General features: G+C 41.0%; 17 protein-coding genes. 2 read left to right on the forward strand and 15 right to left on the reverse strand.

What is annotated here, in order from left to right; all coding sequences use genetic code 11:
• Positions 1–400: 400 nt before the first annotated feature.
• The 13 genes from lysS to AKA01nite_RS06170 form a co-directional block, all read right to left on the reverse strand.
• Positions 401–1,909, reverse strand: a complete 1,509-nt coding sequence (lysS, locus tag AKA01nite_RS06110; RefSeq protein WP_146924437.1) for a lysine--tRNA ligase — start codon at positions 1,907–1,909, stop codon at positions 401–403.
• Positions 1,910–2,016: 107 nt separating this feature from the next.
• Positions 2,017–2,901 (reverse strand): Hsp33 family molecular chaperone HslO, encoded by an 885-nt coding sequence (gene hslO / locus AKA01nite_RS06115; protein WP_146924438.1) that lies wholly within the window; start codon positions 2,899–2,901, stop codon positions 2,017–2,019.
• An 88-nt stretch (positions 2,902–2,989) separates the two neighbouring features.
• On the reverse strand, positions 2,990–5,152 hold the full coding sequence (gene ftsH, locus AKA01nite_RS06120) for an ATP-dependent zinc metalloprotease FtsH (protein ID WP_146924439.1): 2,163 nt from the start codon (positions 5,150–5,152) through the stop codon (positions 2,990–2,992).
• A 160-nt stretch (positions 5,153–5,312) separates the two neighbouring features.
• Positions 5,313–5,849 carry a hypoxanthine phosphoribosyltransferase gene (gene hpt / locus AKA01nite_RS06125; protein WP_222592489.1) on the reverse strand — a complete coding sequence of 179 codons (537 nt, stop codon included), beginning with the start codon at positions 5,847–5,849 and terminating at the stop codon, positions 5,313–5,315.
• A gap of 25 nt (positions 5,850–5,874) precedes the next feature.
• A complete protein-coding gene (tilS, locus tag AKA01nite_RS06130) occupies positions 5,875–7,287 on the reverse strand; it encodes a tRNA lysidine(34) synthetase TilS (RefSeq protein WP_186805118.1) in 1,413 nt (470 codons plus the stop codon).
• Between the two features lie 105 nt (positions 7,288–7,392).
• The gene (locus tag AKA01nite_RS06135) at positions 7,393–7,821 is read right to left on the reverse strand and encodes a S1 domain-containing RNA-binding protein (protein ID WP_146924442.1); all 429 of its coding nucleotides are present in this window, start codon (positions 7,819–7,821) and stop codon (positions 7,393–7,395) included.
• Between the two features lie 117 nt (positions 7,822–7,938).
• Positions 7,939–8,382, reverse strand: a complete 444-nt coding sequence (locus AKA01nite_RS06140) for an FtsB family cell division protein (protein ID WP_146924443.1) — start codon at positions 8,380–8,382, stop codon at positions 7,939–7,941.
• Positions 8,383–8,549: 167 nt separating this feature from the next.
• Positions 8,550–8,816, reverse strand: coding sequence for an RNA-binding S4 domain-containing protein (locus AKA01nite_RS06145; RefSeq protein WP_146924444.1), 267 nt, complete (start codon positions 8,814–8,816; stop codon positions 8,550–8,552).
• Complete coding sequence (locus tag AKA01nite_RS06150; RefSeq protein WP_146924445.1) at positions 8,806–9,867, reverse strand: MazG nucleotide pyrophosphohydrolase domain-containing protein; 1,062 nt, start codon at positions 9,865–9,867, stop codon at positions 8,806–8,808. The genes AKA01nite_RS06145 and AKA01nite_RS06150 overlap by 11 nt, the downstream gene beginning before the upstream one ends.
• A 485-nt stretch (positions 9,868–10,352) precedes the next feature.
• Positions 10,353–13,925: a transcription-repair coupling factor gene (gene mfd, locus AKA01nite_RS06155; protein WP_146924446.1), complete on the reverse strand. Its 3,573-nt coding sequence runs from the start codon at positions 13,923–13,925 to the stop codon at positions 10,353–10,355.
• A gap of 21 nt (positions 13,926–13,946) precedes the next feature.
• A complete protein-coding gene (pth, locus tag AKA01nite_RS06160; protein ID WP_146924447.1) occupies positions 13,947–14,507 on the reverse strand; it encodes an aminoacyl-tRNA hydrolase in 561 nt (186 codons plus the stop codon).
• A 173-nt stretch (positions 14,508–14,680) separates the two neighbouring features.
• Positions 14,681–15,082, reverse strand: a complete 402-nt coding sequence (locus tag AKA01nite_RS06165; protein ID WP_186805119.1) for a hypothetical protein — start codon at positions 15,080–15,082, stop codon at positions 14,681–14,683.
• Positions 15,083–15,212: 130 nt separating this feature from the next.
• A complete protein-coding gene (locus tag AKA01nite_RS06170) occupies positions 15,213–15,737 on the reverse strand; it encodes a hypothetical protein (RefSeq protein WP_146924449.1) in 525 nt (174 codons plus the stop codon).
• Between the two features lie 422 nt (positions 15,738–16,159).
• Between AKA01nite_RS06170 and glmS the strand changes: the two genes are divergently transcribed.
• On the forward strand, positions 16,160–17,968 hold the full coding sequence (gene glmS, locus AKA01nite_RS06175) for a glutamine--fructose-6-phosphate transaminase (isomerizing) (protein WP_146924450.1): 1,809 nt from the start codon (positions 16,160–16,162) through the stop codon (positions 17,966–17,968).
• Between the two features lie 194 nt (positions 17,969–18,162).
• Here glmS and aspD read toward each other — a convergent pair whose 3' ends face one another.
• Positions 18,163–19,743, reverse strand: coding sequence for an aspartate 4-decarboxylase (gene aspD / locus AKA01nite_RS06180; protein WP_146924451.1), 1,581 nt, complete (start codon positions 19,741–19,743; stop codon positions 18,163–18,165).
• Positions 19,744–19,973: 230 nt separating this feature from the next.
• Complete coding sequence (locus AKA01nite_RS06185; RefSeq protein ID WP_146924452.1) at positions 19,974–21,938, reverse strand: S9 family peptidase; 1,965 nt, start codon at positions 21,936–21,938, stop codon at positions 19,974–19,976.
• A gap of 183 nt (positions 21,939–22,121) precedes the next feature.
• Here AKA01nite_RS06185 and AKA01nite_RS06190 point away from each other — a divergent pair, with 183 nt between their 5' ends.
• Complete coding sequence (locus tag AKA01nite_RS06190) at positions 22,122–23,102, forward strand: L-lactate dehydrogenase (RefSeq protein ID WP_146924453.1); 981 nt, start codon at positions 22,122–22,124, stop codon at positions 23,100–23,102.
• Positions 23,103–23,179 lie beyond the last annotated feature (77 nt).

Below are 23,179 nucleotides of genomic sequence, written 5' to 3' on the forward strand. Positions count from 1 at the left end.
TTTCGATAGGTGTTAAATTAGGAAGAATAGCTAATTATGGCTCTACATCGAGTCCCATGGGTCAATTACAAAAATTATTTAATTAATTTCTCTTTCTCAATCGTTAGAGACGCTCATAGAGCGACGAAACGATTGAGAAAGAGCTAAATAAAATGAGCGCTAATTATTTCTAGAATAAATTTCCGACAATAACTTTACACATACCCGCTCTTTTTTTGAACTATAAGAAAGAGTATAAAGTGTTAGAGTTGTATTGCGGGGGATAAGTACAGATTCATCCGGTTTATCATTTGTTGTTCGTAAAGCGGACAGCACAGGTCAGTTATTGGAGTACATTTATACAATACTAAAAAATAAACGAGACTGGAATTTTTATCCCGGTCTCGTTGTATGAATGATTTTAATTGTGCAATGTATTTTTCATTGTCGGGAACAGTAAGACATCTCTGATCGAATGCGCATCTGTTAAAAGCATGACCAGTCGATCAATACCAATACCAAGTCCTCCTGTTGGTGGCATGCCATATTCTAAAGCTTCTATAAAGTCTTCATCGATTTCTTGAGCTTCTTCATTCCCTTGAGCTTTCTCTTTCATTTGTGCTTCGAAACGTTCACGCTGGTCAATGGGGTCGTTTAATTCGCTGAATGCATTAGCATACTCATGTTTAGCGATAAACAGCTCAAAACGGTCGGTAAATCGTTCATCCTCTTTGTTTTTCTTGGCTAAAGGAGAGATTTCGAGGGGGTGACCGTAAACAAAGGTTGGCTGGATCAGTTTCTTCTCTACAAATGTTTCAAAAAACTCATTTACGACATGTCCAAAGGTCGCATAACCATCAATTTCCACGTTATGATCATGAGCTAACTGCCGTGCCTCTTCATCTGTCATTTCTTTGAAGAAATCAACACCCGTCTCTTCTTTGATCAAATCGACCATATGGCGACGAGCCCACTTTCCGCCAAGTTGAATCGTTTCCTCACCATAGGAGATTTCAGTTTCCCCTAATACCTTTTCTGCCACAGTTTGTATCAATACTTCTGTGAGATCCATGACATCTTCCATATCATGGAAAGCTGTATATAATTCAAGCATCGTAAATTCTGGATTATGCGTTGTATCGATCCCTTCATTCCGGAAAACGCGCCCGATTTCGTAGACTTTTTCCATACCGCCGACAATCAGCCGCTTCAGATGAAGTTCGATCGCAATACGTAAATACAGTTCCATATCCAATGAATTGTGATGGGTAATAAAAGGACGCGCTGCTGCTCCGCCGGCAACATTATGGAATAAAGGCGTTTCAACTTCGAGATAACCAAGTCCATTCAAATGGTTCCTGATTTCCTGAATGATCTGACTTCGTTTGGTAAAACGCTCGAAACTCTCTTCATTGGCAATCAGATCGAGGTAACGCTGACGATATTTTTGTTCGATATTTGTTAATCCATGGTACTTATCAGGCAAAGGACGGAGAGCTTTGGACAGATAAGTCAACTTAGTTGCTCTGACAGTGATTTCTCCTGTCTTTGTCTTCATTATCGTTCCTTCAATACCAAAAAAATCGCCTAAGTCTGCTTGCTTGAAACTCTCATATTGTTCTTCGCCAACAGCATCTTTTCGTACATAAATCTGTATCAGTCCATTTTTATCTTTGAGATGCGCAAATCCTGCTTTGCCTTTTCCACGCTTAGTCATCAAGCGTCCTGCAACAGCGACACTTATCTCCTCATCCTGCAGTTCCTCTTTCGTCATTTCACCGTAAGCTTCGTGCAATTCGTTTGAATAATGCGTGCGCACATATCGGTCACCGTAAGGATCGATCCCACGCTCTCTTAATACTTCCATTTTTTCACGACGAACAACCAGCTGGTCTGTTATATTTTCATGCGTTTCTTTATCCTGGGACACTACCGCCACTCCATTCCACATAAATTTATTCACTTTTTTATTATTTAGCCATTATGTCTTATCGTACCATATCTCCTATTGCCCATAAAGAAAAAAGTAAAGCTATCTTACAGCTTATCGGCTTCTTCTTTTAAAGCTGTCAACTCTTCTTCGCTGAAGTGATAATTTGTGCGGCAAAAATGACAAACTGCATCTGCGCCGTGGTCTTCGTCGATCATCGCCTGGATTTCTGACTCACCCAAAGATACGATAGCATCTTTAAAACGGTCTTTGGAACACTGACATTTAAAGGATACCGGCATAGTTTCCAGTATTCGCGCACTCTCATTCATGACTAGTCGCGCCAATATTTTTTCTGGTGTTTCTCCATCGTCCATCAGTTTGGAAATCAGCGGCAAATCTGCAATAGCTGTTTCGATTTTTTGAATGGTCTCTTCGGAAGCGTTTGGCAAGACCTGGATCATAAATCCACCAGCCGCTTTAACTGTTTCATCTGGATCGATCAGTACCGATAAGCCGATAGCTGAGGGAACCTGCTCACTGTTAGCCATATAGTACGTAAAGTCTTCACCCAATTCGCCGCTTATAAGCGGAACTTGACCCACAAACGGATTTTTCATATTTAAATCTTTACTTACTGTCAGCATGCCTTCTGTTCCTACAGCACCTTTAACATCGATTTTCCCATGTTCATTTAAAGGCAAACTAACTTCAGGGTGTTTAATATACCCTTTAGTTTCTCCTTTGCCATTGCTGTCCACTAAGATATAACCGACTGGTCCGTTACCTTCGATCCGAACAGTCAGTTTTTCATCGCCCTTTAGCGTTGCGCCCAGCAATGTCGTACCAACCATAGCTCGTCCAAGTGCTGCTGTAGCTGCACTCCATGTTTCATGTTTACGTTGTGCGGTCTTAACCATATTTGTTGCATTCATTACATAGATACGTATCTGATCATCATACGCCAATGCTTTGATTAATTTATCTTCCATTCGTCACATTCCTTTATTTAAATTCACTCGTCTCTTTCTATATGGAAAGAAGAGGATGGGAACGATCCGCCATCCTCTTCTTTGCTTGTTACGCTTTTGGTTCATCTTTTGATTTCTCATTTTTCCCATTATCCGGGTCTTTATCCAAATCAACCTGCGGGTCCTTATTTAAATCTTTCAAAGGCTCATCTTCATCATCATCGAAATGTTTTTCACGTTCGCGTTCTTTTTTCTCGCGCTTCGCTTTGATTTCTTCAAATGTTTTCCCGATTTCTTCTCTTGAATCTTCCTGCTCTTCGTTTTTTTCTGAAGGGAATTCTGATGCATCAGACATTTCTTCAGAAGGCATTTCACCTTTTTCAAAGAGTGATTTGATTTGTTTCTCATCTAAAGTTTCTACTTCGAGTAATTTCTTGGCGATCAGAGCATGTGCATCCTTATGTTCTTCAAGGATTCGTCGTGCTTCAGCCAAAGCTTCATTCAAGATGCGCAGGACTTCCTGATCGATCTGATAGGCAAATTGCTCAGAATAGGCTTTGGACTGGGAATAGTCTCTCCCAAGGAATACTTGTCCGCCTCCTTCATACTGAACCGGTCCAAGCAGATCACTCATACCGTATTCAGTGACCATACTTCTGGCGATCTGAGTCGCTTGCTGGAAGTCATTCGAAGCTCCGCTTGATTGAGAATCAAAAATGATTTCTTCAGCTACACGTCCACCTAAAAGACCAACGATTTGTTCGAACAATTCTTTTTTGGTCATTAAGAAGCGATCTTCTCTTGGAAGCATGATTGCATAACCGCCTGCTCTACCGCGAGGCACGATCGTCACTTTATGAACGATGCGGGCATCACTCAAAACAAGTCCGACAATCGTATGTCCAGCTTCATGGTAAGCAACCATTGAGCGTTCTGTTTTAGAAATCACACGATCTTTCTTGGCAGGACCAGCAATGACACGGTCATGGGCTTCATCGATATCCAGTGCTTCGATTTGCTTGCTGTCTCGTCTAGCAGCAACAAGCGCTGCTTCGTTAAGCAGATTTTCAAGATCTGCACCGGAAAAGCCTGGTGTCTGACGTGCGATCACTTTCAAATCAACGTCTGAAGCTATCGGTTTATTTTTAGCATGGACTTTAAGGATAGCCTCTCGTCCTTTGACATCTGGTCTGCCGACCATGATGCGTCGGTCAAAACGGCCCGGACGCAACAGCGCAGGGTCAAGCACATCTTGTCTGTTGGTCGCTGCTATGACGATAACGCCTTCGTTCCCTGTAAATCCATCCATTTCAACAAGCAGCTGGTTAAGGGTTTGTTCACGTTCATCGTGACCGCCACCCATCCCGGCGCCACGCTGTCGACCAACTGCATCGATTTCATCAATAAAAATGATAGCTGGAGCAGTCTTTTTCGCATTTTCAAATAAATCTCTGACTCGACTTGCACCGACACCAACAAACATCTCTACGAATTCAGAACCTGAAATCGAGAAGAACGGCACACCCGCTTCGCCTGCAACGGCTTTAGCAAGGAGAGTTTTACCAGTTCCTGGGGGCCCTTCTAAAAGCACTCCAGCAGGAATACGCGCACCTAAGTTAGAGAAGCGTCTGGGATCTTTGAGAAATTCTACTATCTCGACTAATTCTTCTTTTTCCTCATCTGCACCGGCGACATCTGAAAAACGTACTTTACTTGTTTTAGCATTACTTTCTTTAGCTTTGGACTTGCCGAAATTCATAACGCCACGGCCGCCTCCACCGCCACCTCCGCCTTGTCCGGCCTGACCCATCATAAAATAGATGAATCCGACAAACAATAAAAGCGGAAGGAATGAAAAGAGTAAACTTGTCCAAATACCTGTTGTCGGTTCTTCAACAGACATGATTTCAACATCGTTTTCTCTAGCAAGCTGATACATTTCGTCAACGACTGTATCATTTCTTAATATATAGGTACTGAAAGCTGAAGCATCTTCCTGTCCTCCGCCTCCAAAAAAGTTAACATTCTGGTCTTCTTCTATTTCTATTTCCTGTCCTTTACGTAACTGTCCAGTAATTTCATAGACACCCGCTGTAGGCTGTACTTGAAACTCTTTTATACGATCTTCTTCTAGAAACTCTATGAATTCTGTTGAATTTATGTTTTCTGAAGTTTGATCCTGCCCGCCACTCGTCGCCCAACTTGCAATTCCAATAACTGCAAGAAACACGATAAAGTAGAAGAAGCCACTTTTGAAAAATCCTTTCTTCATGTCATCCTCCATCTATCACTTGTATTTTTAATTAAGCATACGCCTAATGAATAGTCTTTTATATGTTAACACACTTAGACATTTTAGACTATGAATTTTGTTTGATGATTATACAATAAATCAGTTAAGACGATAAGTGCCCAGACTGACCTTTATTGAATTACTGATAAATTTCCGGTTTCAACACACCCACATAAGGCAGGTTGCGATAATTTTCTATATAGTCAAGGCCATAGCCGACAACAAATTCATGAGGCACTTCGAAACCTACCCAGTCTGCATGGATGTCCAGCTTGCGCCCGGTCGGTTTGTCTAAAATAGTCACGATTTTTACTGATGCTGCTTTTCTGTATTCGAACATATCTTTCAAATAGGCTAACGTACCACCTGTATCAATAATATCTTCCACAAATAAGACGTGACGTCCTTCAACATTTGTATCCAGATCTTTCAATATCTTGACTTCACCTGATGACACTGTCTCATTCCCGTAGCTCGATACATCCATAAAATCGATTTCCAGATAAATATCCATTTCTTTGATCAAATCAGCCATGAAAGGCAATGCTCCTTTTAAGACGCCAACAAGCAGAGGATTCTTTCCTTCATATTCTTTGGAAAGCACTGCTGCGAGTTCTTTCACTTTCTCCTTAATCTGTTCTTCTGTAATTAAAATTTTCTCCATATCGTTTTTCATGTTGATATCCCCTTTTTATATGATTTCAATTATCTGTTTCAGATGTTTTTTGGTATATAAGTACGTAGGTTATTGTATCAGTTAATGCGTTTAGTGACAATGGTGATTCTTTGTAACCGACCAGCCATATGATTTCCCCGTTTTCATCTGTGACCACCCAGGCATCGTCTCGCTTTTTAATGGGTACTTTCTGATCGATAAAAATGTCTTTAACTTTTTTAGAACCGTTAAGCCCCTTTACTTTCATACGGTCACCTTTTTTTCGATGCCTTAATAAGAGCGGTTCTTTCACATCGTCTATTGCCAAATAAAGCCGGTGACCGCTTGTATCATTTTCTTCATGAAAATTTTCATGATCAAACCAGCCGATCCTTTCTGTCTCACTTATCTTTTTCCACTGATTAAGCTCCAGTCGTTCTTTGAAAAAAACATCGCTTTTATTTTTTATTGCGTCTGAATGTTTCTCAATGATGCAGCTGTCATATTCTTTTCGCGCAACTAAATCATCAGGCAGATCCATTTGAGTGTTGGGCCCGCCTGAATAGAACCAGTCAAGAAGTAACTTGACATGCGTTTGGCCGATCGCATAACTGCTTCGGTGTGGCCATTTTTTAAAGGCCTTACTCAGTACTATTTTCTGAAATCCCTTCTCTTCAGTTGAGAAGGACTTCAAGTCCACAGTCATGCAGGAATCAGAGATTTGAAACGAGCGGCTGATTTCTCCTTCAATCAGTGGATCCAATGCTTTGAGCAGGTCTTTTATATCTTCGGAAAACTCAACAATATGCCGTTTCACAGCAGCATTTTCCTGTTCTAATCTCGGAATGATATCATTCCTGTATCGATTGCGCGTATATAAAGCCAATCGATTACTTTCATCCTCTTTCCAGGAAAGCTGTCTCTTTTTTGCATAATCTTCAATGCTTTCTTTATTATAGGGTAAAAGCAGTCGTATAAGTGTTTGATCATGGTGCTTTCTTTCCAAAGAGATACCTGTCAGCTCATCCAGTGAGTTTCCTCTGACAAGGCGCATCAGAACTGTTTCAACCTGGTCATCGCGGTGGTGAGCTGTCAAAATGAACCGGCTACCGACTTTCTCTGCCACCTCTTCGAAAAAGCGGTAACGTATCATTCTTGCCTCCTGTTCGATACCTGATACCGGATGATCGCTTTCATCCCAAGTGTGCACATGGACAGGAACTGAACGTTCAGTCATCTGTTCTTTTACAAACTGTTCATCACCATCCGACTCGGGTCTTAATTTATGATTGACATGAGCCACATGCAATGCAGGTCTCACTTTTTCAGGAAGATGATACAGCAAGTCAAAAAGCACCATGGAATCCACTCCGCCTGAAACGCCGACGACAATATTTTCTTCCTGCTTCCAATATCTGCCGGTTTTGATCTGCTCGTAAAATGCCATGCTTAAACTCACTGACATCCCTCCTTTTTCCATTATATTACTCTATGAATATGTAAAAAGGATTCAGGGATACCCCCAAACCCTTTGATTTATGTGATATATCTTTCTAATTAACCTTTACTTACGTCCGCCGCGTCCACCGCGCTTGTTTTCAGTATGTCTTTTTAAAGAGGTCAAACGGTCTTCGCTGTCTTTCAAGAACGAACTCATCAATGAATCAAAATCATCTTTTTTGGCTGCCGGACGTTTGTGAGAAGAACCTTGACGTCCCCGGCTGGATGGTTTTGGTTTGGAAGCCTCAGCTGCCGGTTTTTCTTGTGCTTTACGGATAGATAATCCGATTTTCCCATCGTCAGCGATAGATAAAACTTTCACTGTAACGATTTGGCCCACTTCTAATTCTTCGTTGATATTCTCAACATAACTATCTGATACTTCACTGATATGCACTAGGCCTGTCTTGTTGTTGCCTAAATCAATAAATGCACCAAAATTAGCAATACCCGTAACTTTACCTTCTACTTTGCTTCCAACTTCAATTGACATGTTTTCTATGTTGCCTCCTAAATAATTTGGCTTAATTATACCATGCTGAAAATAAATAATAAAGAACTATTGACTTGTTTGTGAATTTTTTTCGAACAGAAGCTTTGTCTGCCGTTTTTATTCTTCAAAGTCTTTCTTTTTCTCTTCACTGACTGCTGGTTCTTCTTCAGTCACTTCTGTGTGATCCGGTTTTCTATCGTCCGGAAAACTAAATACTATTTCGTTATCTTTAGTGAGGTAATATTCATTTCGTGCTAATTTAGCTACATATTCCTCGTCTTCCAAAAGACCAATGTAATATTCGAGTTCATCTTGCCTTAAATCGAGCGACTCCAGCTCCTGCTCTGCCACCACTTTATCTTCTTCCAGTTTCTTAAGTGTATTGTAATTACGAACCAAACCGTTTCCTACCATTAAAATCAGCAGAAACCCGATTGCTACGATCAGTCGCATTCTTCTTTTCAGTCTTCTTTTATATTTAAATTCTCTTATACTCTCTAGTGTTTTATGTTTAGTATATGGATTATTCATGCGGGTGACTTCTGACTTCTTTTTATCCATGCCATAACCCCTCTCACCTGTTTTTCTTCTTTGCGCTTCGTGGTTAAAGTATAGCAATAAATGCTGTGAATGAAAAGAATCTTCTGACACAATATAAAAAAGTGTGCATCAGCATCACGATCTTTCTGATGCCATACACACTTTGCTATTTTTTCCGCGTCTTATATTTACTCATAAGATTGTTTATATGTTTCTTCTATCACTGAATACAAGTCTTTGGCTTCATCTTTCTTTGTGGTATCTTTTATCTCATCTATAGATACTTTCATTGTTTTGTTTCCGAAATGAATGGTCAGCTTGTCACCTACAGCAACTTTACTGGATGATTTAGCTGTTTTACCATTGATTAGAATGCGATCTTTGTCTGCTATTTCTTTAGCGACGGAGCGTCTTTTGATGATCCGTGATACTTTAAGATACTTGTCAAGTCTCATTACTGTTCCTCTTTTCTTCAGCTTTTATTCTTTGCCATAATGCATCGACTTCTTCAGGCGTGGACGCTTTTACACCATCAAATACGTGAGGGTGTCGGCGTCTTATCTTCCGGTTTGCTGTTTCCAGTACATCCTCAAAGGTGAATAGCCCTTCTTTTTCTGCAATGCCTGACTGATACAAGAGCTGCACTAAGACGTCTCCCAGTTCTTCCATCCAATTCTCGTTGTCTTCTTTTTTGATCGCTTCGACTAATTCTTCTGTTTCTTCCTTAAGATACCCGATAAGCGACTGTGCTGTCTGTTCATTGATCCAGACGTCGCCCGTCTTCGGATCAGTCACCCTATCGATATAATGCTGAAGTGTTGAAAGGGAGGTTACCTGCTCATCAAATTCAAGCGGCGGGATATATAAAGACCTTAAGTTGTATACTCCGGAAAATCTGTCTATCTCATACAAAGGCATCCAGTTTATATTTTCCTGAGTGCTTCCAGCTGCATCCACTACCGCCACTTGATGATCATCCGGATACTTTTCCATCAGTGTCAGCTTCACTTCTCCAGCCATCAAAGCATTAAAGACTTGCATAATGATTACATGCTGTCCCGTGTTTAGTGTATCTTGATTCAAGTCGAATGCATCCAGAAGTTGAAATCCTTCGACGGGATCGACTTTGACAGTCTGGAAAAGGTCGTCGATAAAACTTTTCCCTCCGAGAATATTTACATGCGGATAATTTTTGATCAGTTCTTTTACAGTTTTTTCGGCAACCATCGGATGACCAGGTACAGCGTATAAAATATCACTATTCTCAGCGTATTCGATCAGCTGTTTTACAATAGACGCATAGACGTCTTCAAAGTCTTCACCTGATTCTTCGTAGAGATGATCAAATGACTGAAACTGGACACCTTCAGCTTCCAGTTCATCAACAGCAGGATGTTCTTTTGTTCTTAGATAAACAGTTTCAGCTTCCTTTATCGCCTTTTCTGTTTTTATCGGCATCTGATCCTTGTCCCCGGGACCCAGCCCGACTATATCGATTCTATACATTTTTTCCTCCTGACTCTTTGCTACTGCGGTTAGAGACGGCAGACTCATACGGCTTATACTTGCTGAGTTCGACATTTCGTCCTCTAAAGTGCATACTCATCACATCGTGACTCGTTGAGTTCGACATTTCAGTCGCCAAACTGCTCACTCAGACAACTGTTGCTTGTTGAGTTCGACATCTGAGCTCACAAAGTGCTCACTCACGCCATCGATATTCGCTGAGTTCGACATTTCGTCCTCTAAAGTGCATACTCATGACATCGTGACTCGCTGAGTTCGACATTTTGTCTTCTAAAGTGCATACTCACTCAATCATGACTCCCTGAGTTCGACATTTTGTCTTCTAAAGTGCACACTCATGACATCGTGACTCGCTGAGTTCGACATCTGAGCTCATAAAGTGCTCACTCACGCCATCGATATTCGGGGAGTTCGACATCTGCCCCTCAAAAGCAAAGTCATACCATCGCAGCACAGCGCACTTTTTAATCTTGCACAGATTTTTTCTTCATTGTCTCTTTAGCGGCTTGTTCATCTTCTTGCTTCTCTGTTTCCACTCGATATTCTGCACAATTCTTGGAAAACAAGACAAGGGAATCCAGCCATTCGTTACTTTTCATCTGTTTTGTCAATCGAAAGACAATCGACAGCTTTTCTTTTGACTGCATATCCGTTTTCAAAGAAATATCCTTCAATGCTCTAAAGACTTCGGGGAGAGGATATTTATCCGTCCCTTCAGATGAAAAACTGACGGTCACATCAAACCCTTCCCGCTTTATTGTTTCTATAAGAGCCGTCTCACTGTACATTTTAAGCAGTCCTACTGATAATAAGTCAGAAACGGATTGAGGGTATTCACCAAAACGGTCGATCAATTCGTCCTGCAGCTCAACGTAATCCTCTTCTGAAGAGAATTGGCGGATGCGTTTGTAGAGCTCGATTTTTTGACGTTCGTCTGCTACGTATGAACCTGGAAGATAGGCATCAAGTGCCAAGTCTATCTCCACGTGTGTTTTAGTCTGGTGCTTGTCACCACGTTTTCTTGCGACGGCTTCGGAGAGCATCTGACTATATAAGTCGAAGCCAACGCTGTCAATAAAGCCATGCTGCTGCTGTCCCAACAAGTTGCCGGCACCGCGGATCGATAAGTCACGCATGGCTATTTTAAAGCCTGAACCGAGATCGGTGAAATCTTTGATCGCCTGCAGCCTTTTCTCACTGACTTCTGTCAATACTTTATTCGGTTGATGCATGAAGTAGGCGTAGGCAATACGACTACTTCGGCCTACACGTCCCCTCAATTGATACAACTGGCTTAATCCCATCCTGTCAGCATCTTCAACAATCAATGTATTGACATTAGGAATATCTACTCCTGTTTCAATGATCGTTGTCGTTACGATCACATCAAATTCTCCTTGAACGAATTGATAGAGAACATTCTCGAGCTGATTTTCACTCATTTGCCCGTGCGCAACAGCGATTCGCGCTTCGGGAACAAGCTGCTGAATTTCGTTAGCCCGCTGATCAATCGTTTTAACACGATTATGCAGATAGAAAACCTGACCGCCTCGTGCGAGTTCTCTTTTGATTGATTCCTGAACGACAGGCCCATTCATTTCCATCACATAGGTCTGTACTGGATAGCGGTTTGCCGGCGGCGTTTCGATAACCGACAAATCCCGTACACCAAGCATCGACATATGAAGTGTCCGTGGTATAGGAGTTGCTGTCAGTGTCAGAACATCCACTTCGTTTTTCAATTGCTTTAATCGTTCCTTATGTTTCACACCAAAGCGTTGTTCCTCATCGACAATCAGTAAACCCAAATCCTGGAATACAATATCTTTGGACAACACCCGATGCGTACCAACAACAACATCAACTTTTCCTTTTCTTATATCATCTACTGTGTTTTTTAACTGCTGGCCTGTTCTAAAACGGCTAAGCAACCCGATTTCTACAGGGAAGTCAGTAAACCGCTCGCGCATCGTTTCATAATGCTGCTGGGCCAAAACAGTTGTTGGCACTAAAAAAGCCACTTGCTTGCCGTCCTGGATTGCTTTAAATGCCGCACGCATAGCAACTTCTGTTTTACCGTACCCCACATCACCTACTAAAAGGCGATCCATCGGCTTTGGCTTCTCCATATCCTTCTTAACTTCTTCTATCGTACGCAACTGGTCATTTGTTTCGGTGTAAGGGAAAGCATCATCAAATTCTTTCTGATAAGCATCGTCTGGAGAAAAAGCATATCCTTCTTCATTTTCTCTCACAGCATACAGTTCGATCAAATCATCGGCAATGTCTTCGACCTGAGCGGCTACGCGTTTTTTCGTTTTGGCCCAGGCTGTACCACTAAGTTTATTCAGCTTAGGCGTTTTACCTTCGGAAGAGACATATTTCTGAAGGAGGTTCAGCTGAGAGACCGGGATGAATAATTTAGACGTGTCACTGTAGATAATAGTCATATAGTCCTGGTGCACACCATTAATTTCCATTGTTTCCATGCCTGTAAACTGCCCGATCCCGTGATTCACGTGGACAACATAGTCGCCTTTTTCAAGCTCTGAATAACTTTTCAGTCTTTCGGCATTGGTAATATTCTGACGTCTCGGCTTTTTCTTTGGCATGCGATTGAATAATTCTTTTTCTGTAAGCACAGCTAATTTTTGCTGGGGCAATTCAAATCCTGTTTGCACACTCGATCTGATGACTTGGACTCTGCCTGTTTCGATCGTTCCGTCCTTAAATAAACTACTTTCTATTTCGAAATCCCGTAAGGTCTGATAAACTTTTTCAGCACGTTCCTGATTTTCTGTCATCACGACCACAGTATAATCTTGTTTCGCCCACCGTTCCATCTCTGTTTTCACAAGCGGCATCTGTCCGAAGAACTTCTGCATCGTCCGGTACTGAAAATTATGGATCGTATCCAGCTTTAGACCTTTCATGCCTTTTTGAAACAAAGAGAAATACAGCTGCGGTTGCGTCACTTGTTTCAACGACTCTCTGAAAGAAACAGAAAAGGTCTGGTCGTACATTATAGTGCCGTTTGACAGCTGACTCATTATCCACTCGGCTTCTTCTTCATCCAGAAGTGCTTCATTTTCTATGATACGCGGGTATTCATCCATTACAAAAATGGCATCTTCCGGTACGTAGTCTAAAACTGTTGCCTTGTTTTTATATAAAAGATCTGTATATTTTACCAGATTTTCATCATATGTCTCTGCTCTGATAGCATCCATGACGCTCGTCACATTTTCGGTCAGCTCTTCTTTACGATCATTTTCCTTTATTCTTTTTATCGATTTTTTAAACGCTTTATCAAAACGATTCAATATTTCTTCTTTATCTTCAATAGGCAGCAAGCTGTCTGTGGCAGGTATGATCCTTACGTTGTCTATATTATGGCTTGACCTTTGCGAGTCAGAATCAAAGTAACGCAGAGAGTCCACTTCGATATCAAATAATTCCATACGAACAGGGTATTCTTCTGTCAGAGGATAAACGTCGACGATTCCCCCCCGAATGCTGTAGTCTCCTGGCGAGGTGACTTTCTGCTCTCTTTTATAACCCATTTCTGTGAGCTGAGCCATCAAATCATCCAATTCGATCTCATCACCTAAAGCAAAAGAAAGTTCCGCTTTTTTAAAGACACTGGGATCAGGCAATATTTTTCTGGCACCGGCTAAAGGAACAACAATGATCCCAGGTTCATCTTTTAAAAGAAAGTCTAATGTCTTGACACGGTCTGCTCGTGCTTCAGGAGAGGCTACAGCCATCTCAGCATGGATCATATCATCGACGGAAAACAAATACAGCTGCTCATCCGGGACAAGACCGCTCAAATCACTGATCATTTGATTGGCATGATAGATGTTCTGGGTAAATACAACAAGCGGTTTCTGCTTTTCCTCCAGCATGGACTGCAGTAAAAGCGTTCGGGCAGAGCCTGCCAAGCCTGTGATCAATTGACGTTCATTAAGAGGCAGTGACTTGAATATCTCCTGAAAAGACGGTTTGTTACTTAAAAATCTGTGTAAAAGCGGCATGTTTATAACTCCTTATCCTGATCAATTAAATCGTGTCATTGTATCCACGTAAGTCTGTCCTTCAGCCCAATACATTACCGCATCTGCAGCTTTTTTAACTGAAAACAGCATGTTCTCATGCTCTGATTTATGAAACGGACTCAAAACATGGGAAATGACTGTCTGGTTTTCAAAGGGACGACCGATCCCGATACGCAGACGGTTGAAGTTTTTTGTTTCTATGTGATCAATGATGCTTTTGATGCCATTGTGACCTCCGGCTCCACCTTTTTGTCTTAAACGTATTTTCCCAGTAGGCAGATCCATGTCATCGTACACAACAACGATATCTTCATTGGACAGATTATAATAATCCATCCACGGTCTTACTGAACGTCCGGAATCATTCATATAAGTCTGGGGTTTTATCAACAGGACTTTCTCCCCTTTGACCATTCCTTCTGCATACACTGAATCGAATTTTGACCGGTTGAATGCCCACCCCATTTGGAAAGCGATCTCATCAAGGACTATAAATCCTATGTTGTGTTTTGTTTCTCTATATTTTCCTCCAGGATTTCCTAAACCAATGATTAACTTCATGAGCGTCTCCTTAATATTTATTTTGAACGGTGTGAGACTCAGGCTACATCATTCTTATGACTTTTATATTCAAGTTTACCTGAACACACAAAAAAGCTGAACGGTTACGTCCAGTCTTTTGATTATTGTACTATTATAACATATTTTTATTTACTGACCTATACTATAGTCTTTCAAGTTTTTCTTATAAATTTATTCTTACAAGAAGGGCAGGTGATGCGGACTTTCTTTCTGCCACGCGGAATCCGTATTTTTTGTTTACAGCTGGGACATTTTGTTATTTTGAATGTTTTTCTCTGGATCCACCGGTTTCTATATTTTCTATACGATGTTAATACTACTTGTTTCAATTCAATATACTTTCTTAGTTCTTTTAATCGTTTGCCTTTTTCCTTGGATAATATCCTTAGTCCCCCGTAAGCAACCATGGCTATCGCCAATACATTCAAAACCAGTCCTTCTGTAAAATTACTGAAGATACTCGCAATCAACCCTGCTAGAATCAAAACCTTTGACAGTTCATCATAACCATAGCGGCCTTTCATATAAAACAGGAGTTTACTGATCCACTGCATATCGATCATTCCTTCACTTATCTTATTATTTATTCAATTTATACTAACACTTTAACAAACAAGTGTTAAGAATTAATGAAGAAATAGTCAAAGAATCCCATTCAGGAATACTTTGACTATTATTTTGAAATTATTCAGCTTGAGAGCTTTCTATAATGATATCTTCATATCTGACCAATTCTTCCGGGTCTGCTTCGTCTCCAACTTCCCAGAGATCTTCATCAGAAACACCGATTTGAAACTTCTGCTCTGTGTCTGTTTCGCTGACTGTGAAGGTGAATTCATTTTCTGTTAATTCCGGCTTTTCAAAAACGACCCCATCTTCGATAACGAACGCATACACGTTTTCAACTCCATCTTCAGGTGAAGCTTTTCCATTGACTGTTGCTTCGCCATCTGTCGGTGTAAAGATATAACCATCTTGAGACCATGTGCCACCTATAATTTCCAGTCCAACTGAAGATGTATAATCTAAATCACTGTCGATATCATTGATAACATCCATGGCGCTGTCGCCCGTTTCTTCGACTGCATCTTCTGTTTCCTGAGCGACGTCTTCAGCCGTTTCTTCGACATCTGCTGTGTCATCATTCCCGCAAGCTGTTAAAGCTAAAGTCGAAACAGCAAGTAATCCTAATATTCTTTTCGTATTCATCTTCAATGATTCCCCCTATATTTTCATCACACTCTAACAAAACAGTTATAATGTATTAAACATTTTCTTATTCGGGATTATGATACCATAATAAAAAAATCTGTACAATCATTTTAATGTATACTTTTCGATAAAAACCTCCTGAAAAAGACTGATACATGTGAGAAAAGATTCCTGATACTGACTTGTCTGCCGCTGAACTTATTCAGACTTTTGATATGTTTCCTTTTACTGCAAATACTCAATGGGATACGCTCCAAGATATTTATGCTGTTTCATTACAGAGAGTCTCTTTTTTATTTCATTGACATTAATTTTAAGTATCGTTATTATTATAATGCTTGCCTGAAGAGGTCTATTATTGAACGATAATATCGGATCTCAGCTTTTTATTTCAAAATTTCTGAAAGGCGGAAACGATTATGTGTGGCATTGTCGGTTATATCGGAAGAAAAGATTCCAAAGAAATATTACTGAATGGCTTGGAGAAACTCGAGTACCGTGGTTACGATTCAGCAGGTATTTATGTGCTGAACAAAGCGGAAGATGGCTATTTATTTAAAGAAAAAGGAAGAATCGCTGCTCTGAGAAAAAAAGTGGATGAATCAGTGAAAGCAACAGCTGGTATCGGACATACACGCTGGGCTACTCATGGGGAACCAAGTGTTCGGAACGCACACCCTCATCAGTCGATCAGCGGGCGTTTTACTCTTGTCCACAATGGTGTTATCGAAAATTATGAAGAAATTAGAGATGCTTATTTAGCGGATGTAGAACAAAAAAGTGATACGGACACAGAAATCATTGTCCAGCTTATTGCCTGGTTTGTAGAAACAGAAAACTTGGAAACAATAGATGCTTTCAAAAAAGCGATCGTTGCTCTGGAAGGGTCTTACGCCTTAGCTTTAATGGATAGTGAAAAGCCGGATATCATCTACGCGGCTAAAAATAAAAGCCCACTGTTACTGGGTAAAGGCGATGGCTTTAACGTGATCTCAAGTGATGCTATGGCAATGATCAAAGAAACAGATCAATTTGTCGAGCTGATGGATAAAGAAATAGCAACAGTGACTCGTGAAGCGCTGATTATTGAAGACTTTACTGGGGAGAGAATCGAACGTGCGCCATATACGGCTGAAATCGATTTGGATGACTTAGAAAAAGGAACCTACCCTTACTATATGCTGAAAGAAATCGATGAACAGCCCGCAGTTTTACGTAAACTTCTATTGAAGTATCAGAACGAAGCGAACCAATTGACGATCGATCAGAAGATTGTGGATTCTATACTGGAATCTGACCGTGTCTACATCGTTGCGGCAGGCACAAGTTATCATGCCGGTCTTGTGGGTAAAGAGCTCATTGAAAAGATGACACATATCCCGACTGAAGTACATGTATCCAGTGAGTTCGGGTACAACACCCCGATTCTTTCTGAAAAACCGTTCTTTATTTTTCTATCTCAAAGTGGCGAGACAGCAGACAGTCGTCAAGTGCTTGTCAAGACCAATGCTCTTGGATACCCGTCACTAACAATAACGAACGTCCCAGGTTCAACACTATCTCGTGAATCCACCTTTACTCTTCTCTTACACGCAGGACCTGAGATCGCTGTGGCGTCGACGAAAGCATACACTGCTCAAATTGCAGTTTTAGCTATTTTCAGTGAAGTCGTCGGCATACAAAAAGGGCTCATTAAACATGGGGTCATGCTTCGCGATATCGGTATTGCTGCCAATGCGATACAGTCTATCGTCGATGATAAAGAGTCGATAGAAGAGCTTGCATCTGAATACTTGAGTACTTCCCGCAATGCTTTTTATATCGGCCGCGGAATGGATTACCATGTCGCTCTAGAGGCAGCACTAAAGTTAAAGGAAGTTTCTTACATTCAAACTGAAGGGTTTGCGGCGGGTGAATTGAAACATGGCACTATCGCTTTGATCGAGGAACAGACCCCCGTCATCGCCTTGATAACTGAAAAGAGCGTGGCCGGACATACCCGGGGCAACTTGCAGGAAACTAAAGCACGAGGCGCTCACACTTTGGCTATTTCAATGGAGGGATTGAATCGACCTGAGGATCAAATCGTGATCCCTCACGTCAATCCTTTACTTTCATCCCTGGCTATTGTGATCCCAACACAATTACTAGCCTATTACTGTAGTCTGCACCGTGGTAATGATGTGGACAAGCCGCGTAACCTGGCTAAATCCGTAACAGTTGAATAAACCAGTTCATTAATGAAAGCTGCCTTATACTTTAGTATAGGCAGCTTTTTTGTTTAGATATTCCCACTCCCTTTTACTTTAACTCATCATTATTTCACTTTGACCGATTTATTATAGCCAGTTGACATTCAAGTTATCTGGACAACCTTTTCCACTTAAAAAAGCACGCACAGATCATGTGCATGCTTTTTTTGTCAATCCATTTTCCAGTTTTTGTATAAGCGGTCCATCATGCTGGCTACACGATCTCCTACTTCCTTATAAGCTTGTGTTTTCAAATTAGCCAGCGATACTCTGACTGTCCATTTACTTGACCCGAATGCTTCAGCTTTCAAAAGCATCAGCTGTTCTTCATCAGCTAATTTGGCAACGATATCGGTCATTGTCCAGTTTTCTTGTACAAAGGACTTGAAGTCGGTCCCGTATCGTTTTTTCAGCCACCAGTCAAAGTCGATTTCACAGTAGTAAGCTGTATTCAGATTTTTATAAGGACGGGACATTTCCAGTGACTCATACAGAAGCTCGCCTCTTTTTTGGCAGATAGCCATGACTTCTTTTTTATATTCATTTTCTTTGTCCAGCAAGGCATACAGGCTAAACAGAGTCATCATCACCTGCTGCGGTGCAGATAAGCCAGCAGCATGATTCAAAGCTACTGAGCGGCTGTCCGCTACCAGCCGGTCAATAAAATTCAATTTTTCTGGTTCTGACGTCAATGTGCCGTACCGGTTGTTTAATGCTGCCTTTTTAGATTCACTCAACTCATTCAAACGTTTGTCAAACACATTGTTTTTTGCTAGAGCAATCGTACCTACACGCCATCCAGTGGCTCCAAAATATTTGGAATACGAATAAATACAAGCTGTATTATATGGAATCGCTGTGAATAAAGACTTAAACTCTTCCAAGAATGTTCCGTATACATCGTCGGACAGGATCATTAAATTCGGGTTGTCGTTTTCAACGATATCCTTCAGCTGCTCGATCGATTCATCATAAATCGCATTGGCTGTCGGATTACTCGGGTTGACTACAAAAACGGCTTTGATCTCATCATCTCTTAATCGATCCAGTTCAGATTCTGAAAACTGATAACTTCTTTGTCCATCGATTTCTGTTAGTTCTGAACGAATATACTCGACATCAAAGCCATATTCTGGAAGCGCCGGTATTTCCATATAAGGTGCGAATGTCGGTACCATTAAGGCAATTTTATCCTGACGCTCCAGTAAATGATTGTTTACGAGCGAATTGAATGTATAAACGATACCAGCTGTCCCGCCTTCGACTGCGAACACATCAAAAGGAGCAGACTCAGAATTAAAAAGTTCATGGTGCAGATACTGCTTGATTGGCTGTTCGCATGCTTTTAGTATGCGCTCTGGATAAGGATAATTGTCCCCTATGCTGTAATCCAGCATTTGTGACAACCACTGTTCTCTTTCCATACCCAGGAAATGTATGCCCTTCTCCCATATCTCTTGTAAAAGGTTCGCTCCGGGTCCTTCTTTGACTGCGATAAATGCTTCGAACCGATCTGCTTGACCATTACCATTTTTGATCATACTGCCGATCGATTCTTTTTCTTTATGCATCGTTTCTTTAGTAGCGAAGTCCCCCAGCAAAAAAAAGGCTTCTCGGGGAATAGGTGCTGTCCAGTTGGGGTTGCCTCTGCCGGCATTCAGCCATTGTTTATTTGTTTCCTGATGCGTTATTCTGCTTTCAAGATAAAGATTCAACTCAAAAGGACTTAAGCTTTCCAGATTTGGTTTCAAATCGACACTCCTACAGTGTTTTCATTCAATTTTTCTTTTTGTCTGGTACTATGACTGTTAGTGAGTATACCAAATAGTGTGTCGTATGAAAAGCTTGGTGCCTCGGATTTATCAGAGTTTTATAGTTTTCTCATTTATTTATAAATATAAAAGACGGTGTCTAAAATCACTCTGAACCGGAATCAGGATTCTGATTCAAAGTGTATGCGCCATACCGTCTCTTTAAACTCTTATTCGTATTTTTTGAACCACGCTTTTATTTCTTCTAATCGATCCAGCCTCAAATGAGGTAAGCCTTCGCGTGACAACCCATGACTTGATTTTGGATAAAGGATTATTTGGGTATCGACACCCTGTTTTTTCATAGCTGTATACATTTGTTCGCCTTGTTCTTTGGGACAGCGCAGATCTTCTTCACCGTGTATCACAAGCAATGGCGTCTTGATATTCTGAGCATAGGCCAAGGGAGACATTTTCCATAAATCATGCATTTGATCCAGTTCTTTTTCAAGCTGGAACTTGACAAAGAAGGCGCCGACATCGCTTGTGCCGTAAAAACTGATCCAGTTCGAAATACTTCTCTGCGTAATGGCGGCTTTAAACCGATCAGTATGCCCTACGATCCAGTTCGTCATGAAGCCACCGTAACTTCCTCCAGCGACGAAGACTCTCTCTTTATCGATTTCAGGATGCTCAATCAATGCATGATCCACTCCAAGCATGAGGTCCTGATAATCCTTATTCCCGTAATCACCTAAAATGGATGCGACAAATTCCTGCCCGTACCCATTCCCTCCTCTGGGATTAAGCATGATGATGCCGTATCCAGCACTTGCCAGCTGCTGCATTTCGTGAAAGAACGTTTCACCGTAAGAGACCTGCGGGCCACCATGAATATAAAGAATAGCCGGATGATCTTTTTTCTTTTCAGCTGGTTTTACATACCATCCTTCTATGTCCCAGTCGTCTGCACCTTTATACCAGAACCGTTCAATTTCAGCAAATACATGATTATTGGAAAAAGTTTCGTTAGGATCATACAAAACCTTTATTTCTTTCGTTTCAATATCCAAAGATGCGAGTACGCTAGGTGTATTTAGATCTGAATAAGTGACTGCAAATGTAGTATCCTGAATTAAATCACCATCTGTTAAGTGGATGTGTTCGTCAAATACCTTTGTATTGCTGCCGGTTTTATCTCCTTTGTATAACTGTATCTTCCCTTCTTCCGTCACCGGGTATACAAAGGTATCGTCAGTCAGCCATTCAACTGGGAAGCCGCGCGTTTTCTGCTGGAAGTCACCAACGAGTGCGTCGCCTACGTGCTTATCTGCTTTTGAAAGTTCTTTAAACGTACGTTCCTGCCGGTCCCAGCCATACACTTTATCGAGAGTCACAAATGCATGTGAAAAATCATTCCCAGTGAACAAGAAGAAGTTCTCGCTGTCATTTACTGCCTCAAATGAAAAACTTCCGTCCGGCACGTCTTTTGTCACGAGATGAGATTCCTTTAGAGCAACATCGTATTCATAGACACTGGCTCCGTATACCCATTCGTTCAGGGGGTCCAGTTTATCAACGTACAGTAGGAAACTTTCATCTTTCGATACATACTGCAGGCTAAAAGGACGTTCTTTTTCAAGAATGAGAGATAAGTGTTTCGAAGAGACGTCCAGTTTTTTTACTTGATGGGTTTTATTAGTTTCAATTATTCCCTGGCCATCCATTTTATATTGTAATTTTGTAATGGTTTTGGGTGCAGGTTTTTTGGAATCAGACTTATTTTTAACAGCGTACTCTTTTTGCTTTTCTTTTTTCTCAGACGTCTGATAGTAAATTGCTGAACCGTTATCTGTCCATTTATAAGTACTGATGCCTTCCTTTTCTTGCGTCAAAGTAACGGCACCTCCACCTTTCAGCGGCATAATACTGATCTGCGGTTTTTTTTCTTTCGGCGTCGAAAGAAAACTCAGCCATTTTTTGTTGGGGCTGATCTTAAGTTGTGAAGGGTTCAGTTCTTCACTGACCCACTCGATACGATCCAGGGTTTTTGGATTCAAACTCCAGGCTGATGTCAGGTAAGTATTTTTTTCTTCGTCTATACGCGTTTCAAGATAAAACAGACGGCCCATGAAAGATAGAGGCTGAGAGACATTTTTCAGGTCGAATAAACTCTTACTTGTTATTGGCTTCATTGTTATAGCTCCAATCATCGATTAATATGTCGTTAAAAAGTTATTATTATTTTCTCATTTTATGTGTTATGCGTCAATAAACAAAACATTTGCATTTGTTTATTTTTTTTAGAATGCTGTGAGTCTATATCTGTGCCCACTTGTGCTATAATGAACGTAGTTGGAAAAGAAAGGATGAAGCTTATGAAAGAGAAAGAAAAACGTCAGAAAATTATATTGATCGGTGATGGCGCAGTTGGGTCAAGTTATGCCTACGCTCTTATAAATCAGAACATCGGACATGAACTTGGCATTATCGATGTGAATAGAGAAAAAGTGGAAGGCGACGTTATGGACTTGAATAGTGCTCTAGCCTTTACCTCTCCAAAGAAAATATATGTAGCTGATTATGAAGACTGTCATGACGCGGATCTTGTTGTCTTTACAGCTGGAGCCTCTCAAAAGCCAGGTGAAACACGACTGGATTTAACAGAAAAAAATTTGCGTATAACTAAAACCGTTGTTGAAAATGTTATGAACAGCGGGTTCAATGGTGTCTTTTTAGTGGCTACCAACCCTGTTGATATTTTAACTTACGCTGTATACAAATTATCCGGTCTTCCTTCTCATAAAGTCATCGGGTCAGGTACTTCGCTGGATAGTGCACGTTTCCGCCACGCGATCGCGAATTTACTCGATGTCGACGTCCGCAATGTACATGGCTACATTATTGGCGAGCACGGTGATACCGAGTTCCCTGTCTGGTCCCATGCCAACGTAGCCGGCTTGAACATCAATGAATGGTTAAGTAATAATCCACAGACGGATGAACAGGCACTTGTTGACATTTTCTTTTCTGTTCGAGACGCAGCTTATGAAATCATCAAGAAAAAAGGAGCAACCTTTTACGGCATCGGTGCATCGCTGGCACGTATTACTCGAGCCATTTTAAATAACGAACAGGCTGTTCTGCCACTTTCTGTTTATCTTGAAGGAGAGTATAACCAGAGCGACGTGTATATTGGTTCTCCTGCAATCATCAACAGCAATGGACTTAAAAAAATCGTAGAGATCCCATTGAATGATTCTGAAAAAGAAAAAATGGAACACTCTGCCAATACGATTCGTCAACACTTAAAAGATGTACTGGAAAAAAATCCTGATTTAGGCTTTACTATCGATTAAACTTATAATACTGTTTTCCGAAAAAAAGCAGCAGGACCCTTTTTTAAAAGAGTCCTGCTGCTTTTTTATTTGCTTGA

The sequence above is a fragment of the Alkalibacterium kapii genome, from assembly GCF_007988865.1.
Classification (GTDB): domain Bacteria; phylum Bacillota; class Bacilli; order Lactobacillales; family Carnobacteriaceae_A; genus Alkalibacterium; species Alkalibacterium kapii.